Genomic DNA, 24,193 nt, shown 5'->3' with positions numbered 1-24,193 from the left:
AGCCTGATCCCGTCGAAAAGGAGCCGGCGGGTCAGGTAAGCCCCGCCAGGCCGCAAGGCCCTCCGTCCATCCGGACCCTCGGCAAGCCCAGGCGCTCACGCGTCGCCGGGCTTGGCGAGGCCGTGTCCGGGCGGGAATCCGGCCGTCTCTCCAGGCCCAAATCGGAGAAACCCCATGCCTCGCATCGTCGCCAATCGCGGCCTCGTCACCCAGATCAACGTCTTCACCGCCCCGCCTGGCGGCCAGGACGCCCTGATCGACTTCCTCAAGGAGGCCGCCCACGTCGCCGGCGGCGTCGAGGGCTGGCTGTCGGCCAGCCTGCATCGCGAGCTCGATGGCGACCGCGTGGTCAATTACGCGCAGTGCACGGATCGGGCGGCCATGCGCCGCGTGTTCCAGGCCCTCGACGCCGGCGGCTGGATCGAGGGCAACAAGCGCCTCGGAAACGCCTCGCCGGGGCTCTATGAAGTCGTCTATACGGTCGAGAAATAACAAGGAGGCGCGGTCCCACGGGTCCGCGCCCGCAACGCGCAGGACCTGAAACGCATGATCGGCAAGCTCAACCACGTCGGCGTCGCCACGCCCTCCATCGACGAGTCGGTGAAGATGTACCGCGACCTGCTGGGCGCGACCTCGCATACCGACAAGTGGGCCATGCCCGAGCAGGGCGTGTGGGTGTGCTTCGTCAACCTGCCCAACAGCCAGATCGAGCTGATCGAGCCCTACGGCGAGACGTCGCCGATCCACGGCTTCCTGGCCAAGAACCCCAAGGGCGGCCAGCACCACATCTGCTTCGAGGTGGAAAACATCTACGAGGCCCGCGACGCCCTGGTCGCCAAGGGCGCCACCGTGCTGGGCGAGCCGCGCATCGGCGCGCACGGCACCCTGATCATCTTCGTTCACCCCAAGGACATGGGCGGCATGCTGGTCGAGCTCATGGAAACCCCGAAAGAAGCGCACTGATGGGTCCCGTCACCTGCATCGCCGTCTATCTGACCATCTGGTGGACCACGCTGTTCGCCGTGCTGCCCCTGGGCAACCGCACCTTCCGGGAGATGGGAATCGAGCCGCCCCCGGGCGCGGATCCCGGCGCGCCGGTCAATCCGAACCTGAAGCGCAAGTTCATCACCACCACCTGGGTCTCGGCCCTGGTGATGGCGGGGCTGCTGCTGGTCATCCATTTCGGCCTGATCAGGCTGCCGGAACTGCCCGCGAACTATTGATCATAGAAATGGCGCCCAAGCCTTGGGCGGCCGGCGTCAAATTTGCCGGCATTCGCCCAATGCGTGGGCGACTTTCACCAACTGGTCAGGCCAGGCGCAATCGGGCGCCCCGAACAGTCGTTCGGGGCCTAGTCTCAGAGTCACGAGGCCGGCTTTTCCGACCTTGCTCTGTGGCGTCTTCCCCGACGATGACTTCAAAGGCCGCGCGAGGACCGCGCGGCCTTTTTTTCGTTTCGCGCCGCTAATTTTCGTTTCACGCGTTCTCCGCAGCCATCTTTTGGCCGTGCGCGTTGCCAAGCTGACGCCCAAGCGGCTATCTCAACGCCGGATTCAAACATTGGGAGCGTGACGGCCGCCGAAACCGCTCACACTTTCGGCTGTCACGCTCTTGTTCCCCGGAGACGTCTCGTCCATGCGCCTGTCGCGCTATTTCCTGCCCGTTCTGAAAGAAGCTCCTTCCGACGCCCAGATCGTCTCGCACCAGCTGATGCTGCGGGCCGGCATGATCCGCCAGGAGGCGGCGGGCATCTATGCCTGGCTGCCGCTGGGCCTGAAGGTGCTCAAGAAGGTCGAGCAGATCGTTCGCGAAGAGATGGACCGGGCCGGCGCCGTCGAGCTGCTGATGCCGACCATCCAGCTGGCCGAGCTGTGGCGCGAGAGCGGCCGCTACGAGGCCTATGGGGACGAGATGCTGCGCATCACCGACCGCCACAAGCGCGACCTGCTGTTCGGTCCGACCGCCGAGGAAGTGGTCACCGACATCTTCCGCGCCTCGGTCAAGAGCTACAAGGACCTGCCCAAGAACCTCTACAACATCCAGTGGAAGTTCCGCGACGAGCGCCGCCCGCGCTTCGGCGTGATGCGCGGCCGCGAGTTCCTGATGAAGGACGCCTACAGCTTCGACCTCGACGCCGAGGGCGCGCGCGCGTCGTACAACCGCATGTTCGTGGCCTATCTGAACCTGTTCTCGCGCATGGGCCTGAAGGCCGTACCGATGCGCGCCGACACCGGCCCGATCGGCGGCGACCTTTCCCACGAGTTCATCGTCCTGGCCGAGACGGGCGAAAGCGCCGTCTTCTGCCACAAGGACCTGGTCGAGATGGCCGCGCCCGGTCCGGACGTCGATTGGGACGGCGACCTGCAGCCGCTGGTGAACCAGCGCACCGCGCTCTACGCCGCCACCGAGGAAATGCACGACGCGGCGGCCTTCGACGCCATTCCCGAGGGCGACCGCCTGTCGGCGCGCGGCATCGAGGTGGGCCACATCTTCTCGTTCGGCACGAAGTATTCCGAGCCGATGAAGGCCCTGGTCACCGGGCCGGACGGCAAGGACGTGCCGGTGCAGATGGGCAGCTACGGCGTTGGCGTCTCGCGCCTGCTGGGCGCGATCATCGAGGCCAGCCACGACGAGGGCGGCATCATCTGGCCGGAGTCCGTCGCGCCGTTCGACGTCAGCATCATCAACATGCGCCAGGGCGACGCCGCCTGCGATGAGGCCTGCGAGACCGCCTACAAGGCGCTCAAGGCCGCCGGCCGCGATCCGCTGTACGACGACACCGATGCTCGCGGCGGCGCCAAGTTCGCCACGGCCGACCTGATCGGCGTGCCGTGGCAGCTGATCGTCGGCCCCAAGGGCATCGCCGAGGGCGTGGTCGAGATCAAGAACCGCAAGACCGGCGAGCGCCACAGCGCCCCGCTGGCCGACGTGCTGGCCGGCCTGACCGCCTCGAAGCCGGCTGGGGCCGCCGCCTGATGGCCCTCGGCGCCGGTCCGTTCGGAACCTGGGAACGCACCGTCGCCTGGCGGTACTTGCGCAACAAGCGCAAGAACGGCGGCGCGGCGGTGATCACCATCATTTCGTTCGCGGCGGTGATGTTGGCGGTCTTCGCCCTGATCACCGTGATGAGCGTCATGAACGGCTTCCGCGCCGAACTTCTGGGCCGGCTGCTGGGCTTCAACGGCCACGTCTACGCCCAGGGTCCGTTGCTGAACGGACCCGACCGCGCCGGCGTCGTCGCCCGCATCAAGGCGGTGCCCGGCGTGACCCAGGCCGCGCCGATGGTCGAGGCCCAGGCCATGGTCATCGGCCCCAGCCAGGTGTCCGGCGCCATCGTGCGCGGCGTCACCCCCGCCGACCTGCGCGGCATGAAGATGATCTCGACCAACATCAAGCAGGGCTCGCTGGCCGGCTTCGGCGAGGGCGAGTACGGCGGCGACATCGTGCTGATCGGTGATCGGATGGCCCGCAATCTGGGCCTGTCGGTGGGCGACGCCATCACCCTGATCTCGCCCTCCGGCCCCGCCACCGCGTTCGGGACCTCCACGCGCGAGAAGGACTACACGGTCGGCGGCGTCTTCAGCGTGGGCATGAGCCAGTTCGACGAGAGCTTCGTCTACATGGCGCTGCCCCAGGCTCAACTGTTCTTCGGGCGCGACACCTCGATCGACTATGTGGAGATCAAGGTCGACGATCCGGACAAGGCCAAGGGGATCAAGCCCGCCATCGAGCAGGCCAGCGGTCCCGGCGCGTTCGTGCAGGATTGGATGGACAAGAACGCCAGCTATTTCAACGCCCTGCAGGTCGAGCGCAAGGTGATGCGGCTGATCCTGTTCATCGTCGTGGCCATCGCCACCCTGAACATCATCTCGGCCCTGGTCATGCTGGTGAAGAACAAGAGCCGCGACATCGCCATCCTGCGGACCATCGGGGCCAGTCAGGGCGCGATCCTGCGGATCTTCGTCATGGCGGGCGCCTCGATCGGCTTGTCAGGCACCCTGACGGGCCTGCTGCTGGGCGTGCTGTTCTGCGCCAACATCACCGCCATCCAGAGTTTCGTGGAATGGATAAGCGGTACGGCGGTGTTCAGCGCCGACATCTACTTCCTGGCCCACATCCCGGCCAAGATCGACTGGACGGAGGTCGGGGTGATCGTGGCCATCACGACGCTCCTCAGCGTATTGGCCGCACTGTTGCCGGCGCTCTGGGCCTCGCGGCTCGATCCGGTCGAGGCCCTTCGCTATGAGTGATCCCGTCCTGGCCCTGCGCGGCGTCGAGCGCACCTATGTCACCGAGGCCGGCCCGCTGAACGTCCTGCGCGGCGTCGACCTGGACGTCTATCCGGGCGAGGTGGTCGGGCTGATCGGTCCGTCGGGATCTGGCAAGTCGTCGCTGCTGCACGCCGCGGGCCTGCTGGAAAAGCCCGACGCCGGCATCATCGCCCTGGGCGGCCGCGACTGCTCCAAGCTGTCGGAGCGCCAGCGCACCAAGGTGCGGCTGTCGACCGTGGGCTTCGTCTACCAGTTCCACCACCTGTTGCCCGAGTTCACCGCCCTGGACAACGTGGCCCTGCCGGCCATGATCGCGGGCAAGGGGAAGGGCGAGGCCCAGGCCTCGGCCAAGGTCATGCTGGACCAACTGGGCCTGTCGCACCGCCTGGAGCACCAGCCGGGCCAGATGTCGGGCGGCGAGCAGCAACGTGTGGCCATCGCCCGCGCCCTGGCCAACAGCCCGCGCCTCCTGCTGGCCGACGAGCCGACCGGCAACCTAGACCCCGCCAACTCCCAGGCCGTGTTCCAGGCGCTCTACGACCAAGCCCGCCAGCGCGGCGTCGCGGCCGTGATTGCCACCCACAACATGGAACTGGCCCGCTACATGGACCGCGTCTTCGCCCTGAAGGACGGCCACCTGGTGGCGCAGACGCTCTAGGCCTGGGCCTAGAACTGATAGCGAAGCGCCGTCTGGACCACCGTCTGGGTCTGTTGCGGCGCCTCGCCCAGTCGCGTGCGCTCGAGACGGTCGCTGTCGATCCGCATCGCCTCGAACACCATGTGCACGCCGGGCCGCACGTCCCAGCGATAGGCGGCCAGGGCGGCCCAGCCGTGCTCGGAATTGTTGTCGACCGCCTTGTTGGTGCGGTCCGTGGTCGAGAACTGGTCCAGCCGCGCGGTCAGCGAGCCGGGGCCCAGGTCCCGCGTCGCCGACACATAGGCCGACTGGAAGCCGACATCGATCCACACGCCACGGGCGTTGGAGTAGCCCATCAGGGTTTCGCCCTGCAGGGCCTGGGCGCGCAGATGGGTGGCTTCATCCAGGTCCCAACGGGCGCCCAGGTTGAAGAACCGCGTCTCCCAGGACCATTCCTGATTGTCGACGCTGGTGCGGTCGCCGTCGTTGTCATAGGCGAACAGGTCGAGCGCCAAGCTTGAGCTCGGCCGCCACTCCACTCGGCCATAGACCCCGGCGCGGCCGTCCAGCTCGCGGATCGAGGTTGTGAACGGCGCCTGCCGCCGGACCATGAACGGGCTGAGCGGGGGCAGGGGGAAATCGCCAGAGGCCGTGGACTTCAGGTCGTGCAGCGCCCAGCCTCGGAAACTCAGCAGGGTGCCGGCCGTGTCGCCGTGGGTGAAGACCCCGACCGTCGCCGACAAGGCCTGACCGCCGATCGCGCCCCGCGCCGTGGCCTCCAGACCCACCACCTTGGTCTCCTCGGCCACCCAGCTGTTGATCGCCGACGGCGTGATGGTGTCGGGAACCGACCATTCCAACCCGTCATGCTCCAGCGAGATCGGAGGCCACATCAGGCCGGCGCGGGCGTTCAGCCGCACGCCGCCCGAGAGATCGCCCCTGTAGGTGAGGTAGGCCTCGCCGAAGTCGACCGCGCGGTCCTGGCCCTGCTGGCTTTGGCCGGTGATCACCGCGCCGATCTGCGACGACAGGCGCGGGTTCCAGACGATCGTGGCTTCGCCCAGCGCCGGCTTGGCGTTGTCGCCGAACCGCGCCTTGCCCAGGCCCCCGTCGATCCAGGCCGTCTCGCCGTCGGCCGCGCCCAAGCGCAGGTCGACGATCCCGGAGATCGTGTCGCGCGAGAAGAGCGAAGCTTGGGCGCTAGCCTGGCTCGCGCCCGCCAGACACAAAGTCGCGCCAACGATCGCGGCGAACCGTGACAAGGTCTCATTCCCCCAAAATCAGGGAGATCCTAAGCGCGGCATCCTGAAATTGCGTTAAACGTCAGGCTGTTAAAGTAGAGCTTCGCGCATGGCCCGGTAGAAGCCGGCCTGATCGATCTTCTTGATCACCCGGGCGTTCGGCGGTCGGCGCTTGAGGGCGGGATCGGCCAGTTCGATGTCCGGCAGGATGGCGTGCGAGACGCTCATATAGCCGCGCGTCAGCTCGCCCTGGGTCTCGACGTCGACCACGGCCATCTCGGCCTCCAGGATCAGGTCTTTGTCCAGGGCGACGGCGCAGGTCAGGGCGTCGGGATGCAGGCTGCCGTCCAGCCCCTGCGTCTCTTGGGCGAAGGCCAGGGAGGTGCGGTTGACCTGGGTGAAGAAGGCCGCGCGCGGCGTGCCCAGCGCTTCCAGCTCCGCCAGTTGCGCCACCGTCAGCAGGCCGTCGCGCAGGGTCTCGGTCCAGGTGACGATGCTTGTGGAGAACCCGGCATTGATCACGATCTTGGCCGCTTCCGGGTCGACATAGAGATTGTACTCGGCCGCCGGGGTGACATTGCCGACCGCGTTGTCGGTTCCGCCCATGATCCACAGGTGCTTGACGGCCTGGGCGATGCGCGGCTCGCGCAGATAGGCCAGGGCGATGTTGGTCAGGGCCGCCTGGGCGATCAGAGTGATCTCGCCGGGCGCTTCCATGACCCGGCGGACGATCTCGTCGGCCGCATGGCCGGGGGAGGGGCGCTGGACGGTCTTGGGAAAGCCGCTGTCGCTCATGCCGTCGGCGCCGAACACATAGGCCGCGTCCAGCGGGGCGCGGGTGAACGGCCGCTGGGCGCCCAGATAGACCGGAACCTCGCCGCCGCGCCCGCAGACCTCCAGCGTGGCCAGGGCGTTCTCTGCGTGCTGCTCGAAGCCGACATTGCCGTGGGCGATGGTGATGGCTTCGACGCTGACGCCGGGGCGGCGCAGGGCCAGCATCAGGGAGAAGGCGTCGTCGCCGGCGGTGTCGGTGTCGATGATCAGTCGCATGGGGCGATCTGGCCCGATCCGCGCCCGGAATCCACCGGAAATCCGGCCCGCGACCGATCGGCGCGGACCGCGCGACAAAAAAGCTCGCAATCGAACAAGGGTCTCTTGCGCGATGAGAACAAAAGTGGAATACAGAACAAACAAGCAACGACTGCTGGAGGGTTCTATGATCCGGATCGCGCGTGAGTCTTTCGCCCTTGTATCTGTCGCCAGCTTCGTCTGGATGATGTGTCAGGTCGCCCAGTTGGTGGCTTGAGTCGAAAAAGCATGAGGTGCGGTGATGTCGGATGGCGAAGGTCAGGGGTTTGTCCACCTTCGCGTGCGTTCGGCCTATTCGCTGCTCGAAGGCGCCATCAAGGCTGACAAGATCCCCGGCATGGCCGCGGGGGCGGGTATGCCCGCCGCGGGTTTGGTCGACCGGAACAACCTGTTCGGGGCGCTGGAATTTTCCGTCTATTCCAAGGACTACGGGGTTCAACCGATCATCGGCTGCGCCCTGGCGGTCTCGGGCGTCGGGGCCGGGCCGACCGAGCGTTGGGCTCGTACGCCGACCATAACCCTGCTGGCGCAGAACGAGCGGGGCTATCTCAATCTCTCCGAGCTCTCGTCCCTGGCCTATCTGGAAAGCGGCGAGATGGCCGAGCCGGTGGTGCCCTGGGCCAAGGTGGTCGAGCACGCCGAAGGGCTGATCCTGCTGTCGGGCGGCACGGACGGTCCGGTGGACGCTCTGTTCGCGGCCGGCAAGACGACCGAGGGCGAGGCGGCCCTGGCCGAGATGCACCGAGTGTTCGGCGACCGCTTCTATGTCGAGCTGCAGCGCCATGGCCTGCCTCGCCAGGCCGCCGCCGAACCGGGCCTGGTTCACTGGGCCTATGAGAACGACGCGCCGCTGGTGGCCACCAACGACGTCTATTACGCCAAGCCCGCGCTCTATGAGGCGCACGACGCCCTGCTGTGCATTTCCGACGGCTCGTTCGTCGGCCAGGACGAGCGCCGGCGGGTGACGCCCGAGCACTGGTTCAAGCCGGCCGAGGACATGCGCAAGCTGTTCGCCGACCTGCCGGAAGCCTGCGACAACACCCTGGATATCGCCCGTCGCTGCGCCTTCATGGTGCACAAGCGCGATCCGATCCTGCCCAGCTTTCCCACGGGCGATGGCCGCAGCGAGCCCGAGGAACTGACTCACCAGGCCCGTGAAGGCCTGCGCATGCGTCTGGCGGCTTTGTCCGAGCTGGCCGCGCCGGAACAGGAATATTGGGATCGGCTGGATTTCGAGCTGGGCATCATCATCAAGATGGGCTTCCCCGGCTACTTCCTGATCGTGTCCGACTTCATCAAGTGGGGCAAGGAACACGGCATTCCCGTGGGACCGGGCCGGGGTTCGGGCGCGGGTTCGCTGGTCGCCTGGGTGCTGACCATCACGGATCTCGACCCCCTGCGGTTCGGTCTGCTGTTCGAGCGCTTCCTCAATCCCGAGCGGGTCTCCATGCCCGACTTCGACGTCGACTTCTGTCAGGAGCGGCGCGAAGAGGTGATCGCCTACGTGCAGGAGAAGTACGGCCGCGACCGCGTGGCCCAGATCATCACCTTCGGCAGCTTGCAAGCGCGCGCCGTGCTGCGCGACGTCGGCCGGGTGATGCAGCTGCCGCTGGGGCTGGTGGACCGTCTCTGCAAGATGGTGCCCAACAACCCGGCCGCGCCGGTCACCCTGGCCCAGGCTATCGACATCGAGCCGCGCCTGAAGCAGGCGCGCGACGAGGACGCCAACGTCAAGGGCTGCCTCGACGTGGCCCTGCAGCTGGAAGGCCTGTTCCGCAACGCCTCGACCCACGCCGCCGGCGTGGTGATCGGCGACCGGCCCCTGACCCAGCTGACCCCGCTCTACAAGGATCCGCGCTCGGACCTGCCGGCCACCCAGTTCAACATGAAGTGGGTCGAGAGCGCGGGCTTGGTGAAGTTCGACTTCCTGGGCCTGAAGACCCTGACGGTGCTGGACCGCGCGGTGAAGCACCTGAAGAAGCGCGGCGAGATCGTCGACCTGGGCGCGCTGCCCTTCGACGACGCCAAGACCTACGAACTCCTCGCCTCGGGCCAGACGGTCGGCGTGTTCCAGTTGGAAAGCCAGGGCATGCGCGACACGCTGCGCAAGATGCGCTGCGGGTCGATCGAGGAGATCACCGCGCTGATCTCGCTGTACCGCCCCGGTCCGATGGACAACATCGACACCTTCGTGGACTGCAAGTTCGACCGAAAGCCCGTCGACTACCTGCATCCCTCGCTGGAGAAGGTGCTCAAGGAGACCTACGGCGTCATCGTCTACCAGGAACAGGTGATGCAGATCGCCCAGATCCTGGCCGGCTACAGCCTGGGCGAGGCCGACCTGCTGCGTCGCGCCATGGGCAAGAAGAAGAAGGAGGAGATGGATCTCCAGAAGATCCGTTTCGTCGCCGGCGCCAAGGAAAAGGGCGTGCCGGAGGAGCAGTCGGGCTCGATCTTCGAACTGGTGGCCAAGTTCGCCGGCTACGGCTTCAACAAGTCGCACGCCGCCGCCTACGCCCTGATCTCGTACCAGACGGGCTGGCTGAAGGCCAACACGCCGGTCGAGTTCTTGGCCGCCTCCATGAGCCTGGACTTGTCGAACACCGACAAGCTGGCGGTCTTCCACCAGGACGCCCGGCGGTTCGACATCACCGTGCGCCCGCCCTGCGTGAACCGCTCGGGCGCCGATTTCGAGGTCGAGAACGGCGAGGTGCTCTACGCCCTGGGCGCGGTGCGCAACGTCGGCCTGGAGGCCATGAAGCACCTGGTCGCCATCCGCGAGGAGGGCGGGCCGTTCCGTGATATCTTCGATTTCGTCGAACGGGTGGATCCCAAGCTGGTCAACAAGCGGGCCATCGAGAACCTGGCCCGGGCCGGGGCCTTCGACGGTTTCCACAAGAACCGCGCCGAGATCTTCGCCTCGGCCGACGTGCTGATCGCCCACGGCCAGAGCATCGCCGCCGACCGCGCGGGCGGGCAGGGGGCTCTGTTCGGCGGCGGCACGGGCCGGCCGCGCCTGAAGAAGACCGAGCCCTGGAATCAGATCGACCTGCTGGACGAGGAACTGTCGGCCGTCGGCTTCTATCTGACGGGCCATCCGCTGGACGACATGGTCGGGGTGCTGCGTCGCAAGCGCACCCACATGCTGACCGAGGTCATTCCGCGCGCCGAGGCGGGCATGGAAGCCTTCAAGATGTGCGGCGTGGTCCGCCGTCGCCAGGAGCGCGCCTCCCAGAGCGGCGAGCGCTTCGCCTTCGTCTCGCTGTCGGATCCCAGCGGCGAATACGAGGTGCTGTTCCCGCCCGAGGCCCTGCGCAAGTGCCGCGAGGTGCTGGAGCCGGGCAAGGCCGTGGCCATCAAGGTCCGCGCCAAGGCCCGTGACGGCGAGGTGCGCTTCTTCGGCGACGACGCCGAACCCATCGAGAAGGCCATCGAGAACATGGTGGCGGGGCTGCGCATGCACCTGTCGCCTTCGGCCACCGAGATCGAGGCCCTCAAGCGCCGGCTGGAGGCCGCCGCCTCGCCGCGCGGCGGCGAGGTCAGCCTGGTGGCCGCCCTGGGCGGCGGTCGCGAGATCGAGATGAAGCTGCCCGGTCGCTACACCCTGGACGCCGCCCTGCGCGGCGCCCTGAAGACCGCGCCCGGCGTGGCCTTGCTGGAAGACGTTTAACGCGTCGGCGCGGTATCCGGCCGTGCGCCGGACCTCGGCGTCGAACGCGCGGTTGTGACGAGGCGTCGGCCGTCGGTTCGCGGTCATGCCGGAGTTAGGACGTTTCGGGCTGGAGGGGATGATGGACGCGCTTGGAGTTCCGCCGGCGGCGCTGCGCGGCACCAACGGGCTGGAGCTGGCCCGCGTCTGGATCGCCGAACAAGGGCTGCACTGCTCCTTGCGCGTGGGCCTCTATGCCGGCGACGGCGTGTCGCGGGAGACGGCCGCGTGGGGCATCATCCTGGCCGATCTGGCGGGGCACTTGGCCGACGCGCTGAGCGCCGAGGGCATGGGATCCCGGGCGGAACTGCTGGAGGCCGTGGTCGACAGCTTCAACGACGAGACGGCGTCGCCCTCGTCCGAACGAACGGGCGGGCCGGGGGCGCGGGTCGCCTGACCGGTGCGCCACGGGCGCCGAACGGTACGGACCTCGGCGGCCTGGGCCACCGGGCCTGGGTGCGAAGACTGAAAGGGAGGAAGGCCATGGCCAGACATGAAGGCGGCTGCCAGTGCGGACGGGTGCGCTATGCGGTCGAGGTCGATCTGGACAACCTGATCACCTGCAACTGCTCGCGCTGCGGCAAGCTGGGCTCGGTGCTGGCCTTCGCCCCGGCCACGGCGTTCGAGCTGAAACAGGGCGAGGACGCCCTGACCGAATACCGCTTCAACACCCACAAGATCGCGCATCTGTTCTGCGAGGACTGCGGGATCGAGTCGTTCGGGCGGGGCGTCGGGCCGGGCGGGATGGAGATGGCGGCGATCAATGTGCGCTGCCTGGACGGTGTCGACGTCTTCGCCCTCAAGGCCCAGCAATTCGACGGCAGGTCGCGCTAGAGGTCGATGGCGTTCACGGAGGGCAGGCCCAGCGCCAGTCTTTGCCGGGCGATCCGGGCGAGGATTTCCGCGCGGAACGCCTCGGGGGCGGCCAATAGATCGGCCATTTGATCGGCGCGGCCGCGAACGCGGTCGTCCGCGATGGAGGCCAGCAAGGCGGCCGCCCTGGCCGAACGTCCCGCCAGCGCCACGGCGAGCGCGGCGTCGTATCGGGGCCAGCTGCCGATCAGCCCCGGGCGCGCCGCCGCTTCCCGAGCTTCAAGCGCGTCGGCTGTTTCAGCGATGGACGCGAACAGGGCGATCAATCGACGCGCCTCCACCGCCGCTCGCTCTGCGAGACCTTGTGCGGCCGGCAAAAACTGCTCGTCCGAGCGGTAGGCTTCGAAGTCGCCAACCCGAGAGCCGAAATCGAAGCTGACATAACCCTTGTCCGTCCACAGCCAATGGGCGGCGACATTGAGATAGCTGCCCTTGTCCCAGCCGCTGGGTTGGAACTCGACCACGACGAGCCGCCAGCCGAGATCCCGCAGCCAGAGACGCGACCGTCCCTTCCGTTTGAACCCCAGCGGTTGGAGGGCCGCCTTGGCGGCCTTGGCGATGATCGTGTCGTGAGGGCCGGGCATGCGGAACGGTATGTCGGCCCGCCGCGTCGATCCAGCCGTCGCCGGCGCCGCGACCCTACCAGGCCATGGCGCGGCCGTTGGGCAGGCCCGAACGGTCGAGGCGGCGCTTGGCGGCCTTGCCGCAGCCGACGATGGCCGGCGCGTCGGCCCCGCGCAGCAAGGGCAGGTCGTCGAGGCTGTCGGTATAGGCATAGGCCCAGCGCTTGCCGTGGCCGGCCTCGGCCAGGGCCTGGCACTTGCGCTGGTTGCGGCAATGAACGTCGGCGATCCAGCCGCCGGCCTTGCGCTTGAGCGAGGTGCCCAGGACGACGATGGGCCGTTCCAGCGGCGTGATCAGAGCCTGGGCCAGGATGGTGGGGGCGGCGGTGACGACCACCACCTCGTCGCCATGGGCCAGGTGGTCGTCGAGCGTCTCCATGCCCGGGCCGCGCCAACGCAGGGGGAGGGCCTCTCCTCGGAAGCGCGCGGCGAATTCGGCGCAGGATTCGCGAAGCTGGCGCTCGTTCAGACCCGCCGTGGCGATCCACAGCAGGATCGAGGCGCCCGTCCGCCGGGTGCGAGGGGCGATCACCATCGGAATGGCCACCGGTGCGACCAGCATCGTCGCCAGCCAGCGCATCGGGGAACGGCGGATCCGGCTCCAGAGCCACAGCGCCGTGGAGTCCCCGTCCAGCAAGGTCCCGTCGAGATCGAAAACCGCGAGCATGCGTCCCTTCACCCGTTACCGTTATGTGGAAAACGCTCGAGTCGTGACGACAGGTCCATCAGACACCCGCTCTGTGTCAGAAAGGCGAGGCGATCGTGTTCGCCTGTGGACAAAGTCCGTTCTCTTGTGGGTTTGCGTCCCCGGCGCCACGCGCCGGCGGCATGAATTCGCCGGATCGGCGGCCCGCCCGGCACGGCCCGCGCGTCCTAGGGCTTGCTTTTTGGTCCGATCACGCCTATTTGCGCCGCCATTCCACACGTGGGCGTGCGGCGACTTCGGGGAGACATCCCGTCGTTACCGTTCCGGTCCCGGTCCGAATCGTTCGGAGCGGGGGTGCCCACGGAGGTTCAACCGGAAGAAGGAGACCTATCATGGCGCTTCCCGAATTCTCCATGCGTCAGCTCTTGGAAGCTGGCGCCCACTTCGGCCACCAGACCCACCGCTGGAACCCGAAGATGGACCGCTACATCTTTGGTTCGCGTTCGAACATCCACATCATCGACCTGTCGCAGTCGATCCCGCTGCTGCACCAGGCCCTGGTGAAGGTGCGTGAAGTGGCCGCCGCCGGTGGCCGCGTGCTGTTCGTCGGCACCAAGCGTCAAGCTTCGGACCCGGTCGCCACGGCCGCCAAGCGCTGCGCCCAGTACTACGTCAACCACCGCTGGCTCGGTGGCACCCTGACCAACTGGCGCACCGTCTCGGGCTCGATCGCGCGTCTGCGCGAGCTGGAAGGCGTGCTGGGCGGCGAAGCTCAAGGCCGTTCCAAGAAGGAACTGCTGCAGCTGACCCGCGAGCGCGACAAGCTGGAACTGTCGCTGGGCGGCATCAAGGACATGGGCGGCATCCCCGACATCATGTTCGTGATCGACACCAACAAGGAAGCGATCGCGATCCTGGAAGCCCGCAAGCTGAACATCCCGGTCGTCGCCATCCTCGACACCAACTGCGATCCGGACGGCATCACCTATCCGATCCCGGGTAACGACGACGCCGCCCGCGCTCTGCAGCTGTACTGCGACCTGATCGCCGACGCCGTCCTGGACGGCCTGGCCGCCGGCCAAGCCGCCTCGGGCGTGGACCTGGGCGCTTCGGTCGCTCCGGTCGAGCCGACCCTGGCCCGCGAACTGACCCCGGAGCCGGTGGCTGAAGCCGCCGCCGCCCCGGAAGCCGCTCAAGAAGCGACTTCGGAAGCTCTGGACGCCGTCGCCGAAGAGCCGGCCGCGAGCTGATTTCCCGATCACCGGATCGGGATCTCGGTCTCGATCCGGTCTTCGCGAACCTGACATGCGACCGGGCTATCAAGCCCGGTCGTAATTTTGTTTTCCGCGCTTCTCCCCGGCGAACCGATCCCGGTCGCGGTTGGAAGCGCCCCGATGTTCAATGGAGGATCTCATGGCTGAAGTGACCGCTGCGCTGGTGAAAGAACTGCGCGAAAAGTCGGGCGTCGGCATGATGGACTGCAAGAAGGCGCTGCAAGAGAACAACGGCGACATCGAAGCGTCCATCGACTGGCTGCGCGCCAAGGGCCTGTCCAAGGCCGCCAAGAAGGCTGACCGCGTCGCCGCCGAAGGCCTGGTGGGCATCGCCGTCCGCGCCGAAGGCGCCGGCATGACCGCCTCGGCCGTCGAAGTGAACGCCGAAACCGACTTCCTGTCGCGCAACGACCTGTTCCAGAACGCCGTTCGTAAGATCGCGCGCGTCGGCCTGGACAACGAAGGCGTGGAAGCCATCGGCGCCGGCTCGACCCCGGACGGCGAAGTCGTCTCGGAGCTGCTGACCAACCTGATCGCCACCATCGGCGAGAACATGGTCCTGCGCCGCTCGGCCCGTTTCGCCGTCGCGCACGGCGCGGTGGCCAGCTACATCCACAACGCCACCGCCCCGGAACTGGGCCGGATCGGCGTGCTGGTGGCCATCGAAGGCGAAGGCGACCAGGCCAAGATCGTCGAGCTGGGCCGCAAGATCGCCATGCACGTGGCCGCGACCGCCCCGCTGTCGCTCTCGCCGGAGGACCTGGACCAGGCCGCCATCGAGCGCGAACGCGCCATCTTCACCGAGCAGGCCCTGGAGTCGGGCAAGCCCGCCGCCGTGGTCGAGAAGATGGTCGATGGCCGCATCCGCAAGTTCCTGGAAGAAGTCGTGCTGCTGAAGCAGGCCTTCGTCATGAACCCGGACCAGACCGTCGAGCAGCTGGTCGCCGAGACCGCCAAGGAACTGGGCTCGCCGCTCACCGTGAAGGGCTTCGTCCGCCTGGCCCTGGGTGAAGGCGTCGAGAAGGCTCCGGAAGGCGATTTCGCCGCCGAAGTCGCCGCCATGGCCGGCGGCCAAGCCTAAAGACCTGCCGCCGCCTCTCGGGGCGGCGGACCGGTTCGCCTATCGAAGGCGCGGCGCGCGATTAGAGCGCGCGCCGCGCCTTTTTTTGCGCCCGAGGCGCGTCCCTGCACGCGATCTCGCCGGTTTTCGCCTGGAAAACCGATCCCACTTTTCCGGAACGCGCACTATGTTGCGTCCCGACGACTCAGGAAGAGCCTCCGCATGTCCGAAACCCAGCACAAACCCTACCGCCGCGTGCTCCTGAAGGTTTCGGGCGAGGTGCTGATGGGCGACACGCCCTATGGCATCGACACCAAGACCGTGCAGTCGGTGGCCGAGGACATCGCCGAGATCGTCAAGTCCGGCGTCGAACTGTGCCTGGTGATCGGCGGCGGCAACATCTTCCGCGGCATGGCCGGCGCGGCCAAGGGCATGGAGCGCTCCAGCGCCGACTACATGGGCATGCTGGCCACGGTGATGAACGCCCTGGCCATGCAGGACGCCCTGGAGCGCATCGGCGTCTCCACCCGCGTGCAGTCGGCCATCCCGATGGCCACGGTCTGCGAGCCCTACATCCGCCGCCGCGCCCAGCGTCACCTGGAAAAGGGCCGGGTGGTGATCTTCGCCGCCGGCACCGGCAACCCGTTCTTCACCACCGACACCGCCGCGGCCCTGCGCGCCGCCGAGATGCAGTGCGACGCCCTGTTCAAGGGCACCAGCGTCGACGGCATCTACAACGCCGACCCCAAGAAGGACCCGGCCGCCAAGCGCTACGACAAGCTCAGCTACATGGACGTGCTCGCCCAGGACCTGAAGGTGATGGACGCCTCGGCCGTGGCCCTGATGCGCGACAACAACATTCCGATCGTGGTCTTCTCGATCAAGGGACGCGGCAACCTGCTCAGCGTCCTGGGGGGCGGCGGTGTGCACACCGTCGTTTCCAACGACCGCGCCGCTTAAATTCCCAGCGAAGAGAGCCCAAGCCATGGCCACCGCCGAAAAACCCGTCCTGTCCCGCTACAAGGAGCGCATGGACAAGTCCATCGTCGCCCTGAAGTCGGAATTCGCCTCCCTGCGCACCGGCCGCGCCTCGGCCAGCCTGCTGGACCAGGTGATGGTTGAAGCCTACGGCTCGACCACGCCGCTGAGCGCGGTGGCCTCGATCAGCGTGCCCGAGCCGCGCCAGATCAATGTCAGCGTCTGGGACAAGGGCGTCGTCGTCTCGGTCGAGAAGGCGATCCGCAATTCGGGCCTGGGCTTCAACCCGGTGGTCGAAGGCCAGAACCTGCGCATCCCGATCCCGCCTCTGACCGAGGAGCGCCGCAAGGAGCTGGTCAAGATCGCGGGCAAGGCCGCCGAAGGCCAGAAGATCGCGGTGCGCAACATTCGCCGCGACGCCAACGACGATCTGAAGAAGGCGGAAAAGGCCTCGGTCATCAGCGAAGACGAGCTGAAGAAGATGGAGACCGAGGTCCAGAAGTTGACCGACGCGGCCATCAAGCAGGTCGACGAGGCCTTGAAAACCAAGGAACAAGAGATCATGCAGGTTTAGGCATCGACCTGCGTTGTGGGGGGCGGTGAGGGAAGGCTGAAGCGCATGGCGCCGACGACCGGCCTGCAGAACGTGTCGACTCGCGCCGGGGGCGCATCGTCGGACAGGTCTCTGCATGTGGCCATCATCATGGACGGCAATGGCCGATGGGCGAAGCGGCGCAACCTGCCGCGCGTCCTGGGCCATCGCGCCGGCGTCAACGCGCTGAAGCGTACCGTCGAGGGCGCCGCGGCCCTGGGCGTGGGCGTGATGACCGTGTTCGGGTTCTCGACCGAGAACTGGAGCCGGCCGCCGCAGGAGGTCTCCGAACTGATGGGCCTGCTGAAGGCCTATCTGGAGTCCGACATCGACCGCCTGGCGCGCGAGGGCGTGAAGGTCCGGATCATCGGCCGCCGCACCGGTCTGGCCGCCGACGTCCTGGCCGTGATCGAGCGGGCCGAGAGCCGCACCAGCCACAACAGCGACTTCCTGCTGCAGGTGGCCTTCAACTACGGGGGCCGCGCCGACATCACCGACGCCGCCCGGGCCTTCGCCGAGGCGGTGGAGCGGGGCGAGGCGCGCGCGGCCGACCTCACCGAGGCCCTGTTCGAGCAGCGGCTGTCGACCTCGGAGGCTCCCGCGCCCGATCTGATCGTGCGCACCAGCGGCGAACAGCGGATTTCCAACTTCCTGCTTTGGGAATGCGCCTACGCCGAACTGGTGTATCAGGATGTTCTGTGGCCGGACTATGGGCCCGAACATCTGGCCGCCGCGCTGACGGAATATCGAAGCCGCGACCGTCGCTATGGAGGCATTGCCGTCGATGACGTCGCCGTCGCCGGCTAAACGTTTCAACTGGAGCAACCTGCGCAGCCGTGTCGCCTCCGCCACGGTGCTGGTGCCTACGGTCGTGGCCGCCGTCTGGTTCGGCGACGTCTGGTACCTGGGTCTGATCCTGGTGGGCGTGGCCCTTCTGGCCCGCGAATGGGCGGAGATGAGCGCCAAGCGGTCCGCCCTGGGCGTGGCCGTGGCCATCGGCGCGGCCGTGGCCATCTCGGTGATCGTCGCCTTCCGCGGCCACTACTACATCACCTGGCCGGTCGTGCTGATCGGCGCCCTGGCCGCCGCCCTGATGGCGCGCGGGGCGGTGGAGCGGCGGGCCGACGCGGCCTATGGCGTGATCTATATCGCCCCGGCCGTGATCGCGATGATCTGGCTGCGCCGGATGGACGCCGGCCTGTCCTGGACCCTGCTGATGTTCACCGTCACCTGGTTCGCCGACATCTTCGCCTATGTCACCGGCAGCCTGCTCAAGGGCCCCAAGCTGTGGCCGCGCTATTCGCCCAACAAGACCTGGTCGGGCTTCTTCGGCGGCCTGGCCTTCGCCTCGCTGGGCGCGGTCGGCATCGTGGCGCTGTCCTTCGCCCTGCCGGCCCTGCCGGACCTGCACCTGGCCTGGCCCGTGGCGGCGGTCATCGGCCTGCTGGGCGGCCTGGCCACCATGGCCGGCGACCTGTGGGAATCGATCCTCAAGCGCCGGTTCGGCGTGAAGGATTCGGGCGACCTGATCCCCGGCCACGGCGGCGTCCTGGACCGGGTGGACGGCCTGATGTTCGCCGCGATCGTGGTCGCCGGCGCGCGGCTGCTGGACCAGTGGGGATGGCTGCCTTGACCCTCATGAGCAAGGCCTCGGCCCGCAAGGTCGTGGTGCTGGGTTCGACGGGGTCCATCGGCGTCTCCACGCTGGACCTGTTCGAGCAGGCGAAGCTGGACGTCGAGGTCCTGGCCCTGACGGCCGGCCGCAACGTCGCCAAGCTGGCCGAGCAGGCCCTGCGCTGGAAGCCCCGGGTCGCGGTCATCGACGACGAGACCTGCTTGCCGGAGCTGCGCGAGCGCCTGGCCGGATCGGGCGTGAGGGCCGCCGCCGGGGCGGCCGCCGTCTCCGAGGCCGCCGCCATGGGCGCGGACTGGGTGATGTCGGCCATCGTCGGCGCGGCCGGCCTGGCCCCGACCCTGGCCGCGGCCCGCACCGGGGCGGTGATCGCCCTGGCCAACAAGGAAAGCCTGGTCTGCGCCGGTCCGGCCCTGCTGCGCACGGCCAAGGAGGCGGGCGGATCGGTGATTCCCGTCGATTCCGAGCACTCGGCGATCTTCCAGGTGCTGCAGCGCGATTGTATCGACCAGGTATCGCGCCTGATCCTGACGGCCTCGGGCGGACCCTTCCGCACCTGGGAAAAAGCCGCCATGGCCAAGGCCACGCCGGAGCAGGCGGTGGCCCATCCCAACTGGTCGATGGGCGCCAAGATTTCGGTCGATTCCGCGACGATGATGAACAAGGGCCTTGAGATGATCGAGGCGTCCTACCTGTTCGACACTCCGCAAGAGCGCATCGACGTCGTGATCCACCCGCAGTCCGTGATCCATAGCCTGGTCGAGTACGCCGACGGTTCGACCCTGGCCCAGCTGGGCCCGCCGGACATGCGTAGCCCGATCTCCTGCGCCTTCTCGTGGCCGCAGCGTCTGTCCTGGCCGGCCAAGCCGCTGAACCTGGCCGCCTACGGCCAGCTCACCTTCGAGGAGCCGGACCTGGACCGCTTCCCGTCGATCGGCATCGCCCGCGAGGCCCTGCGTCTGGGCGGCGGCGCGCCGGCGGCGATGAACGCCGCCAACGAGGTGGCCGTCGCGGCATTCCTTGACCGCCGGATTGGCTTTCTGGATATTGCCGGCGCGGTGGCGGGGACTCTTGAGCGCATGAACGGCCTGAGCGAGCTTGCCGACAGCGCCGGCGACGCCCTCGACAGCGCGATGATGACGGACGCTTCGGCTCGCCGCATTGCGGCCGAGGTTGTCGGTCAGAAGCGTATTCGAGACTGACCGGGGAGTTGGGCGCCACCTTATGATCCTGTTCCTGACGCAACTGTTCGCGTTCGTGTTCGTGCTGTCCGTCGTGGTGACAGTGCACGAGCTCGGCCATTTCTGGGCCGCGCGAGCCTGTGGCGTCGCCATCGACTGCTTCTCGATCGGCTTCGGCCCCAAGATCGTCGCCTGGCGCGACAAGACGGGCGTGGAGTGGCGGATCGCCTCGATCCCCCTGGGCGGCTATGTGCGCTTCTCGGGCGACGACAACGCCGCCAGCGTGCCGGATGGCAATGACTTGGCGATTCTCAAGCAGGAGATCGCCGCGCGCGAAGGCGAGGCGGCCGTTTCCCGCTACTACCATTTCAAGCCGGTCTGGCAGCGGGCGTTCATCGCCGTGGCCGGGCCGATGGCCAATTTCCTGCTGGCGATCGCGGTGCTGTCGGTCTTCCTGGCCACCATCGGCGAGATCCGCAATCCGGCCCGCGTCCACGGCGTGACCGCCGGCAGCGCGGCGGCGGCGGCGGGCTTCCAGCCGGGCGACGTGATCGTCAAGGCCGACGGCCGCAAGATCGAGACCTTCCAGGACCTCAACGGCTATGTGGCCCTGCGCGCCAAGCTGCCGATCGACTTCTCCGTCCGGCGCGGCGAGCAGACCGTCCACCTGACCGCCACCCCCAAGGAGGTGGTTGTCGAGGACGAGATCAACGGCCGCATGAAGATCGGCCGTCTGGGCATCGAGGGCCTTAGCGCCCCGACCCGTCATCGCTCGACCGTCTGGAGCGCGATTCCCGACGCCACCGTCGAGGTCTGGGACCAGGTCAGCACCATCGGCTTCTATCTGGGCCGCCTGGTCACGGGCCAGATCTCGCCCGACCAGATCAGCGGCGTGATCGGCATCGGTCACACGGTCGGCGCGGTCGCCAAGGCCTCGACGGCCGACGCGCCCAACGTCCAGACCATGGTGCTGCGCTTCTTCGTCAGCATGATGCTGCTGGTGGCCACCCTGTCGGTCAGCATCGGCTTCATGAACCTGCTGCCCATCCCTGTCCTCGATGGCGGACATCTGCTGATGTACGCCTATGAAGCCATCGCCCGCCGCCCGTTGAAGGCGGAGTTTCAGGCGGCCGGATTCAGAGCGGGGCTTGCCTTGATCCTGTGTTTCATGCTGTTCGCGGCATGGAACGACCTTCACCGCTACGACGTGTTCAAACTCATTGGCGGCCTGTTCTCGTGAACCTCTTTCTCGTGAGTAGGGCCGCCCGTCCATGATTGGTCCCATGAACAAACTTCGCGCCCAAAGCGCCGCGTTCGCCACCGGCGTTGCGCTCCTCCTCGGATCCACGGCGCTGACGGCGCCGCAGATCGCGTTCGCCCAGGCCCAGGCTCAGACGGGCGTGGTCCAGCGCATCGTGGTCGAGGGCAACGAGCGGATCGAGCAGGGCACCGTGCTGTCCTACCTGCCGATCCAGCCGGGCGAGACCGTCGATCCCCAGCGCCTCGACCTGGCGCTGAAGACCCTGGCGCGCACCGACCTGTTCGCCGACGTCAAGATCGAGCTGCAGGGCGGCGACCTTATCGTGAAGGTCGTCGAGAACCCGATCATCAACCAGGTGGTCTTCGAGGGGAACTCGGCGCTCAAGGAAGACAAGCTGAAGGACGAGGTCCAGATCCGTCCGCGCGGCATCTTCACCCGCGCCAAGGTCCAGGCCGACGTCCAGCGCATCATCGAGCTGTATCGCCGTTCGGGCCGCATCTCGGCGACCGTCACGCCCAAGGTGGTGGAACTGCCTCAGAAGCGCGTCGACCTGGTGTTCGAGATCAGCGAAGGCCCCAAGAGCGGCGTCCTGGGCGTCAACTTCCTGGGCAATGTCGAGTACTCGGACAACGACCTGAAGGACGTCATCGTCACCAAGGAGTCGCACTGGTACAAGTTCCTGACCAGCAACGACAACTACGACCCCGACCGGATCGAGTACGACCGCGAGCAGCTGCGCAAGTTCTACCGCAACCGCGGCTATTTCGACTTCCGCGTCGTGTCGACCGTGGCCGAACTGGCCACCGACAAGAACGGCTTCGCCGTCACCTACACGGTCGATGAAGGTCCGAAGTACAAGTTCGGCAAGGTCACCGTCGAAACCGAGCTGAAGAAGCTGGACGGCAACCTGCTGGCCCAGATCCTGCCGATCCGTGCCGGCCAGCTGTACGAAGACGAGAAGATCGAGCAGGCCACCGACGCCCTGACCTTCGCGGCGGGCGCGGCCGGCTTCGCCTTCGTGGACGTGCGTCCGCGCTACGTGCCCAATCACCAGACCAACACGGTCGACGTGGTGTTCTCGGTGCGTGAAGGCCCGCGCGTCTATGTCGACCGCATCGACATCGTCGGCAACACCCGCACCCTGGACTACGTGGTCCGCCGCGAGCTGGAAGTGGCCGAGGGCGACGCCTACAACCGCGTGCTGGTCGACCGCTCCAAGAACCGCATCCGCTCGCTGGGCTTCTTCAAGGATGTCGACATTCAGGAAATCCCCGGCGCCCAGCCGGACCGCACCAGCCTGCGGGTCAAGACCGAAGAGCAGCCGACGGGCGAACTGTCGTTCAGCGCCGGCTACAGCTCGGTCGACAAGCTGGTGCTGGACGTCGGCGTCACCGAGCGCAACTTCCGCGGCCGGGGCCAGAACCTGCGCGCCCGCGTCTCGGTCGGCTCGCTGCGTCAGCAGATCGACTTCGGCTTCACCGAGCCGCGCTTCCTGGGCCGCGACCTGCGCGCGGGCCTGGACCTCTATTCGTACCGCTACGACCTGAGCGACTACGCCGCCTATGACACCCAGTCGACCGGCGGCACGCTGCGGTTCGGCTTCCCGCTGACCCAGAACGCCTCGATGAGCCTTCGCTACCAGCTCCGCCAGGACAAGGTCAGCGTCGCCGACAGCCTGTGCGATCCCAACAACCAGCAGGTCTCCGAGATCCTCTGCCTGCAGCGCGGCTCGTACGTGACGTCGCTGATCGGTTACGGCCTGCGCCTGGACAAGCGGAACGACCCGATCAATCCGACGCGCGGCTGGTTCGCCGACCTGAACCAGGACCTCGCCGGCTTCGGCGGCGACACCAAGTACCTGAAGACCGAGACCGACGCCGGTTGGTACTGGGGCTTCAACAAGGACTTCATCTTCAGCGCCACCGGTTCGGCGGGCTATATCGAAGGTTGGGGCGGCGACAACATCCGCATCAACGACCGCTTCTACAAGGGCGGCTCCTCGTTCCGCGGCTTCGAGATCGCCGGTATCGGCCCGCGCGACACGACCAACGGAACCCAGAGCAGCAACTCGCTGGGCGCCAAGCTCTATGCCATCGGCACGTTCGAGCTGACGGTCCCGACGCTGCTGCCCGAGCAGTACGGCATCAAGGCCGCCCTGTTCAGCGACTTCGGTACGGCCGGCCAGCTGGACGACGTCGACCGTCTGAACAGCGGCGGCGTCACCAACCCGCTGATCAAGGACAACCTGGGCCTGCGGGCCTCGGCGGGCCTGAGCATCGACTGGAAATCGCCCATGGGCCCTATCCGGTTCGATTTCAGCCATATTCTCGCTAAAGAAGACTACGACAGAACCGAAACCTTCCGGTTCTCCACCTCCACAAGGTTTTAATGAGCATGACCTCCAAGTTCCTCGCCGCGACCGTGTCGGGCTTCGCCGCGTTCGCCGTGGCGTCGGGCGCCTTCGCCCAGGCCGCCGCTCCGCTCAAGCCGTCGGCCCCGCCCATCACCCACGGCGCCCCCGTCCCGGGCCTGTGCGTCTTCTCGGCCGACGCCGTCAGCGCCACCTCGGCCACCGGCAAGGCGCTGGACGCCCGCCTGGACGCTCTGCAGAAGTCGGCTTCCGCGCCGCTGGAAGCCCGCGGCAAGTCGCTGCAGGATCGCATCACCGCCTATAACGCCCAGAAGGCGCCGTTCCCGCCGACCCGCGAGAAGACCGGCAACGACCTGAAGTTCGAGCAAGAGCAGCTGCAACGCGACAGCATCCACGCTCAGATCGAAATGCAGGTGACGGCCGAGAACGCCAATCGCCAGTACAGCGCCGAACTGCAGCCGGCCGTCATCGCCGCCTATCAGCAGAAGCAGTGCAGCGTGCTGCTGTCGGAAGGCGCCGCGCCGATCTATGCGCCCAGCATGGACATCAGCGCCCAGATCGCCACCGCCCTGGACGCGCGCGGCAAGGCCGCCACCTTCTCGGCCCTGGAACGCACCAAGCTGACGCCGGAACAGGTCGCCGAGATCGTCCAGCGCTTGCAGGCGCGTCGCTAAACACGCAATTTCCCTGATGAAGCGCTCCGTCCGGCCATGCGCCGGACGGACGTTTTGTTCGGGGAACACGTCCAGTGAAC

General features: G+C 67.4%; 24 protein-coding genes. 20 read left to right on the top strand and 4 right to left on the bottom strand.

What is annotated here, in order from left to right:
* Positions 1 to 174: 174 nt before the first annotated feature.
* The 6 genes from AC07OA_RS17230 (at position 175) to AC07OA_RS17205 (ending at position 4,929) form a co-directional block, all read left to right on the top strand.
* On the top strand, positions 175 to 492 hold the full coding sequence (locus tag AC07OA_RS17230) for an antibiotic biosynthesis monooxygenase family protein (RefSeq protein ID WP_494665045.1): 318 nt from the start codon (positions 175 to 177) through the stop codon (positions 490 to 492).
* Positions 493 to 546: 54 nt separating this feature from the next.
* On the top strand, positions 547 to 963 hold the full coding sequence (mce, locus tag AC07OA_RS17225; RefSeq protein ID WP_494665044.1) for a methylmalonyl-CoA epimerase: 417 nt from the start codon (positions 547 to 549) through the stop codon (positions 961 to 963).
* The gene (locus tag AC07OA_RS17220; protein ID WP_494665043.1) at positions 963 to 1,223 is read left to right on the top strand and encodes a DUF1467 family protein; all 261 of its coding nucleotides are present in this window, start codon (positions 963 to 965) and stop codon (positions 1,221 to 1,223) included. The genes mce and AC07OA_RS17220 overlap by 1 nt, the downstream gene beginning before the upstream one ends.
* A 412-nt stretch (positions 1,224 to 1,635) precedes the next feature.
* Complete coding sequence (gene proS, locus AC07OA_RS17215; RefSeq protein ID WP_494665042.1) at positions 1,636 to 2,976, top strand: proline--tRNA ligase; 1,341 nt, start codon at positions 1,636 to 1,638, stop codon at positions 2,974 to 2,976.
* Positions 2,976 to 4,250: a lipoprotein-releasing ABC transporter permease subunit gene (locus AC07OA_RS17210; RefSeq protein ID WP_494665041.1), complete on the top strand. Its 1,275-nt coding sequence runs from the start codon at positions 2,976 to 2,978 to the stop codon at positions 4,248 to 4,250. Before proS ends, AC07OA_RS17210 begins: the two co-directional genes overlap by 1 nt.
* Positions 4,243 to 4,929, top strand: a complete 687-nt coding sequence (locus AC07OA_RS17205) for an ABC transporter ATP-binding protein (RefSeq protein ID WP_494665040.1) — start codon at positions 4,243 to 4,245, stop codon at positions 4,927 to 4,929. The genes AC07OA_RS17210 and AC07OA_RS17205 overlap by 8 nt, the downstream gene beginning before the upstream one ends.
* An 8-nt stretch (positions 4,930 to 4,937) precedes the next feature.
* On the opposite strand, the gene AC07OA_RS17200 is transcribed toward AC07OA_RS17205, so the two are convergent.
* The gene (locus AC07OA_RS17200; RefSeq protein WP_494665039.1) at positions 4,938 to 6,170 is read right to left on the bottom strand and encodes a hypothetical protein; all 1,233 of its coding nucleotides are present in this window, start codon (positions 6,168 to 6,170) and stop codon (positions 4,938 to 4,940) included.
* Between the two features lie 69 nt (positions 6,171 to 6,239).
* Positions 6,240 to 7,199, bottom strand: coding sequence for a nucleoside hydrolase (locus tag AC07OA_RS17195; protein WP_494665038.1), 960 nt, complete (start codon positions 7,197 to 7,199; stop codon positions 6,240 to 6,242).
* Positions 7,200 to 7,365: 166 nt separating this feature from the next.
* On the opposite strand from AC07OA_RS17195, the gene sidA reads away from it, so the two are divergent.
* The 4 genes from sidA (at position 7,366) to AC07OA_RS17175 (ending at position 11,781) form a co-directional block, all read left to right on the top strand.
* On the top strand, positions 7,366 to 7,455 hold the full coding sequence (sidA, locus tag AC07OA_RS17190) for a cell division inhibitor SidA (protein WP_494665037.1): 90 nt from the start codon (positions 7,366 to 7,368) through the stop codon (positions 7,453 to 7,455).
* A gap of 24 nt (positions 7,456 to 7,479) precedes the next feature.
* Positions 7,480 to 10,908: a DNA polymerase III subunit alpha gene (gene dnaE / locus AC07OA_RS17185; protein WP_494665036.1), complete on the top strand. Its 3,429-nt coding sequence runs from the start codon at positions 7,480 to 7,482 to the stop codon at positions 10,906 to 10,908.
* Positions 10,909 to 11,029: 121 nt separating this feature from the next.
* On the top strand, positions 11,030 to 11,344 hold the full coding sequence (locus tag AC07OA_RS17180; RefSeq protein ID WP_494665035.1) for a DUF5076 domain-containing protein: 315 nt from the start codon (positions 11,030 to 11,032) through the stop codon (positions 11,342 to 11,344).
* Positions 11,345 to 11,430: 86 nt separating this feature from the next.
* Positions 11,431 to 11,781, top strand: coding sequence for a GFA family protein (locus AC07OA_RS17175; protein ID WP_494665034.1), 351 nt, complete (start codon positions 11,431 to 11,433; stop codon positions 11,779 to 11,781).
* Here the strand turns inward: AC07OA_RS17175 and AC07OA_RS17170 are convergent.
* Positions 11,778 to 12,404, bottom strand: a complete 627-nt coding sequence (locus AC07OA_RS17170) for a DUF4304 domain-containing protein (protein WP_494665033.1) — start codon at positions 12,402 to 12,404, stop codon at positions 11,778 to 11,780. The two genes, AC07OA_RS17175 and AC07OA_RS17170, sit on opposite strands and share 4 nt — an antisense overlap.
* A gap of 55 nt (positions 12,405 to 12,459) precedes the next feature.
* Entirely contained in the window at positions 12,460 to 13,110 is a 651-nt protein-coding gene (locus tag AC07OA_RS17165) for a haloacid dehalogenase-like hydrolase (RefSeq protein WP_494665032.1), read from the bottom strand.
* A 371-nt stretch (positions 13,111 to 13,481) separates the two neighbouring features.
* Here AC07OA_RS17165 and rpsB point away from each other — a divergent pair, with 371 nt between their 5' ends.
* From rpsB to AC07OA_RS17115, 10 genes are all read left to right on the top strand, one after another.
* Positions 13,482 to 14,339, top strand: a complete 858-nt coding sequence (gene rpsB, locus AC07OA_RS17160) for a 30S ribosomal protein S2 (protein ID WP_494665031.1) — start codon at positions 13,482 to 13,484, stop codon at positions 14,337 to 14,339.
* A gap of 163 nt (positions 14,340 to 14,502) precedes the next feature.
* Entirely contained in the window at positions 14,503 to 15,444 is a 942-nt protein-coding gene (tsf, locus tag AC07OA_RS17155; RefSeq protein WP_494665030.1) for a translation elongation factor Ts, read from the top strand.
* A gap of 201 nt (positions 15,445 to 15,645) precedes the next feature.
* Complete coding sequence (gene pyrH, locus AC07OA_RS17150; protein ID WP_494665029.1) at positions 15,646 to 16,383, top strand: UMP kinase; 738 nt, start codon at positions 15,646 to 15,648, stop codon at positions 16,381 to 16,383.
* 25 nt (positions 16,384 to 16,408) lie between these two features.
* Positions 16,409 to 16,975 carry a ribosome recycling factor gene (gene frr / locus AC07OA_RS17145; RefSeq protein WP_494665028.1) on the top strand — a complete coding sequence of 189 codons (567 nt, stop codon included), beginning with the start codon at positions 16,409 to 16,411 and terminating at the stop codon, positions 16,973 to 16,975.
* A 45-nt stretch (positions 16,976 to 17,020) separates the two neighbouring features.
* Positions 17,021 to 17,800: a polyprenyl diphosphate synthase gene (uppS, locus tag AC07OA_RS17140; RefSeq protein WP_494665027.1), complete on the top strand. Its 780-nt coding sequence runs from the start codon at positions 17,021 to 17,023 to the stop codon at positions 17,798 to 17,800.
* The gene (locus AC07OA_RS17135; RefSeq protein WP_494665026.1) at positions 17,778 to 18,626 is read left to right on the top strand and encodes a phosphatidate cytidylyltransferase; all 849 of its coding nucleotides are present in this window, start codon (positions 17,778 to 17,780) and stop codon (positions 18,624 to 18,626) included. The genes uppS and AC07OA_RS17135 overlap by 23 nt, the downstream gene beginning before the upstream one ends.
* A gap of 5 nt (positions 18,627 to 18,631) precedes the next feature.
* Entirely contained in the window at positions 18,632 to 19,828 is a 1,197-nt protein-coding gene (locus tag AC07OA_RS17130) for a 1-deoxy-D-xylulose-5-phosphate reductoisomerase (protein WP_494665322.1), read from the top strand.
* A gap of 22 nt (positions 19,829 to 19,850) precedes the next feature.
* The gene (locus AC07OA_RS17125) at positions 19,851 to 21,047 is read left to right on the top strand and encodes a M50 family metallopeptidase (RefSeq protein WP_494665025.1); all 1,197 of its coding nucleotides are present in this window, start codon (positions 19,851 to 19,853) and stop codon (positions 21,045 to 21,047) included.
* A gap of 31 nt (positions 21,048 to 21,078) precedes the next feature.
* A complete protein-coding gene (bamA, locus tag AC07OA_RS17120) occupies positions 21,079 to 23,457 on the top strand; it encodes an outer membrane protein assembly factor BamA (RefSeq protein WP_494665024.1) in 2,379 nt (792 codons plus the stop codon).
* On the top strand, positions 23,457 to 24,113 hold the full coding sequence (locus AC07OA_RS17115; protein WP_494665023.1) for an OmpH family outer membrane protein: 657 nt from the start codon (positions 23,457 to 23,459) through the stop codon (positions 24,111 to 24,113). Before bamA ends, AC07OA_RS17115 begins: the two co-directional genes overlap by 1 nt.
* Positions 24,114 to 24,193 lie beyond the last annotated feature (80 nt).

The sequence above is a fragment of the Caulobacter sp. GW821-FHT09B08 genome (assembly GCF_059418225.1).
This window is presented reverse-complemented; position numbering and strand designations above follow the sequence as displayed.

Bases quoted from the DNA above. Each gene is read 5' to 3' on its own strand.
- AC07OA_RS17230 (WP_494665045.1), top strand. From the start codon at position 175: ATGCCTCGCATCGTCGCCAATCGCGGCCTCGTCACCCAGATCAACGTC.
- mce (WP_494665044.1), top strand. From the start codon at position 547: ATGATCGGCAAGCTCAACCACGTCGGCGTCGCCACGCCCTCCATCGAC.
- AC07OA_RS17220 (WP_494665043.1), top strand. From the start codon at position 963: ATGGGTCCCGTCACCTGCATCGCCGTCTATCTGACCATCTGGTGGACC.
- proS (WP_494665042.1), top strand. From the start codon at position 1,636: ATGCGCCTGTCGCGCTATTTCCTGCCCGTTCTGAAAGAAGCTCCTTCC.
- AC07OA_RS17210 (WP_494665041.1), top strand. From the start codon at position 2,976: ATGGCCCTCGGCGCCGGTCCGTTCGGAACCTGGGAACGCACCGTCGCC.
- AC07OA_RS17205 (WP_494665040.1), top strand. From the start codon at position 4,243: ATGAGTGATCCCGTCCTGGCCCTGCGCGGCGTCGAGCGCACCTATGTC.
- AC07OA_RS17195 (WP_494665038.1), bottom strand. From the start codon at position 7,199: ATGCGACTGATCATCGACACCGACACCGCCGGCGACGACGCCTTCTCC.
- sidA (WP_494665037.1), top strand. From the start codon at position 7,366: ATGATCCGGATCGCGCGTGAGTCTTTCGCCCTTGTATCTGTCGCCAGC.
- dnaE (WP_494665036.1), top strand. From the start codon at position 7,480: ATGTCGGATGGCGAAGGTCAGGGGTTTGTCCACCTTCGCGTGCGTTCG.
- AC07OA_RS17180 (WP_494665035.1), top strand. From the start codon at position 11,030: ATGGACGCGCTTGGAGTTCCGCCGGCGGCGCTGCGCGGCACCAACGGG.
- AC07OA_RS17175 (WP_494665034.1), top strand. From the start codon at position 11,431: ATGGCCAGACATGAAGGCGGCTGCCAGTGCGGACGGGTGCGCTATGCG.
- AC07OA_RS17170 (WP_494665033.1), bottom strand. From the start codon at position 12,404: ATGCCCGGCCCTCACGACACGATCATCGCCAAGGCCGCCAAGGCGGCC.
- AC07OA_RS17165 (WP_494665032.1), bottom strand. From the start codon at position 13,110: ATGCTCGCGGTTTTCGATCTCGACGGGACCTTGCTGGACGGGGACTCC.
- rpsB (WP_494665031.1), top strand. From the start codon at position 13,482: ATGGCGCTTCCCGAATTCTCCATGCGTCAGCTCTTGGAAGCTGGCGCC.
- tsf (WP_494665030.1), top strand. From the start codon at position 14,503: ATGGCTGAAGTGACCGCTGCGCTGGTGAAAGAACTGCGCGAAAAGTCG.
- pyrH (WP_494665029.1), top strand. From the start codon at position 15,646: ATGTCCGAAACCCAGCACAAACCCTACCGCCGCGTGCTCCTGAAGGTT.
- frr (WP_494665028.1), top strand. From the start codon at position 16,409: ATGGCCACCGCCGAAAAACCCGTCCTGTCCCGCTACAAGGAGCGCATG.
- uppS (WP_494665027.1), top strand. From the start codon at position 17,021: ATGGCGCCGACGACCGGCCTGCAGAACGTGTCGACTCGCGCCGGGGGC.
- AC07OA_RS17135 (WP_494665026.1), top strand. From the start codon at position 17,778: ATGACGTCGCCGTCGCCGGCTAAACGTTTCAACTGGAGCAACCTGCGC.
- AC07OA_RS17130 (WP_494665322.1), top strand. From the start codon at position 18,632: ATGAGCAAGGCCTCGGCCCGCAAGGTCGTGGTGCTGGGTTCGACGGGG.
- AC07OA_RS17125 (WP_494665025.1), top strand. From the start codon at position 19,851: ATGATCCTGTTCCTGACGCAACTGTTCGCGTTCGTGTTCGTGCTGTCC.
- bamA (WP_494665024.1), top strand. From the start codon at position 21,079: ATGATTGGTCCCATGAACAAACTTCGCGCCCAAAGCGCCGCGTTCGCC.
- AC07OA_RS17115 (WP_494665023.1), top strand. From the start codon at position 23,457: ATGAGCATGACCTCCAAGTTCCTCGCCGCGACCGTGTCGGGCTTCGCC.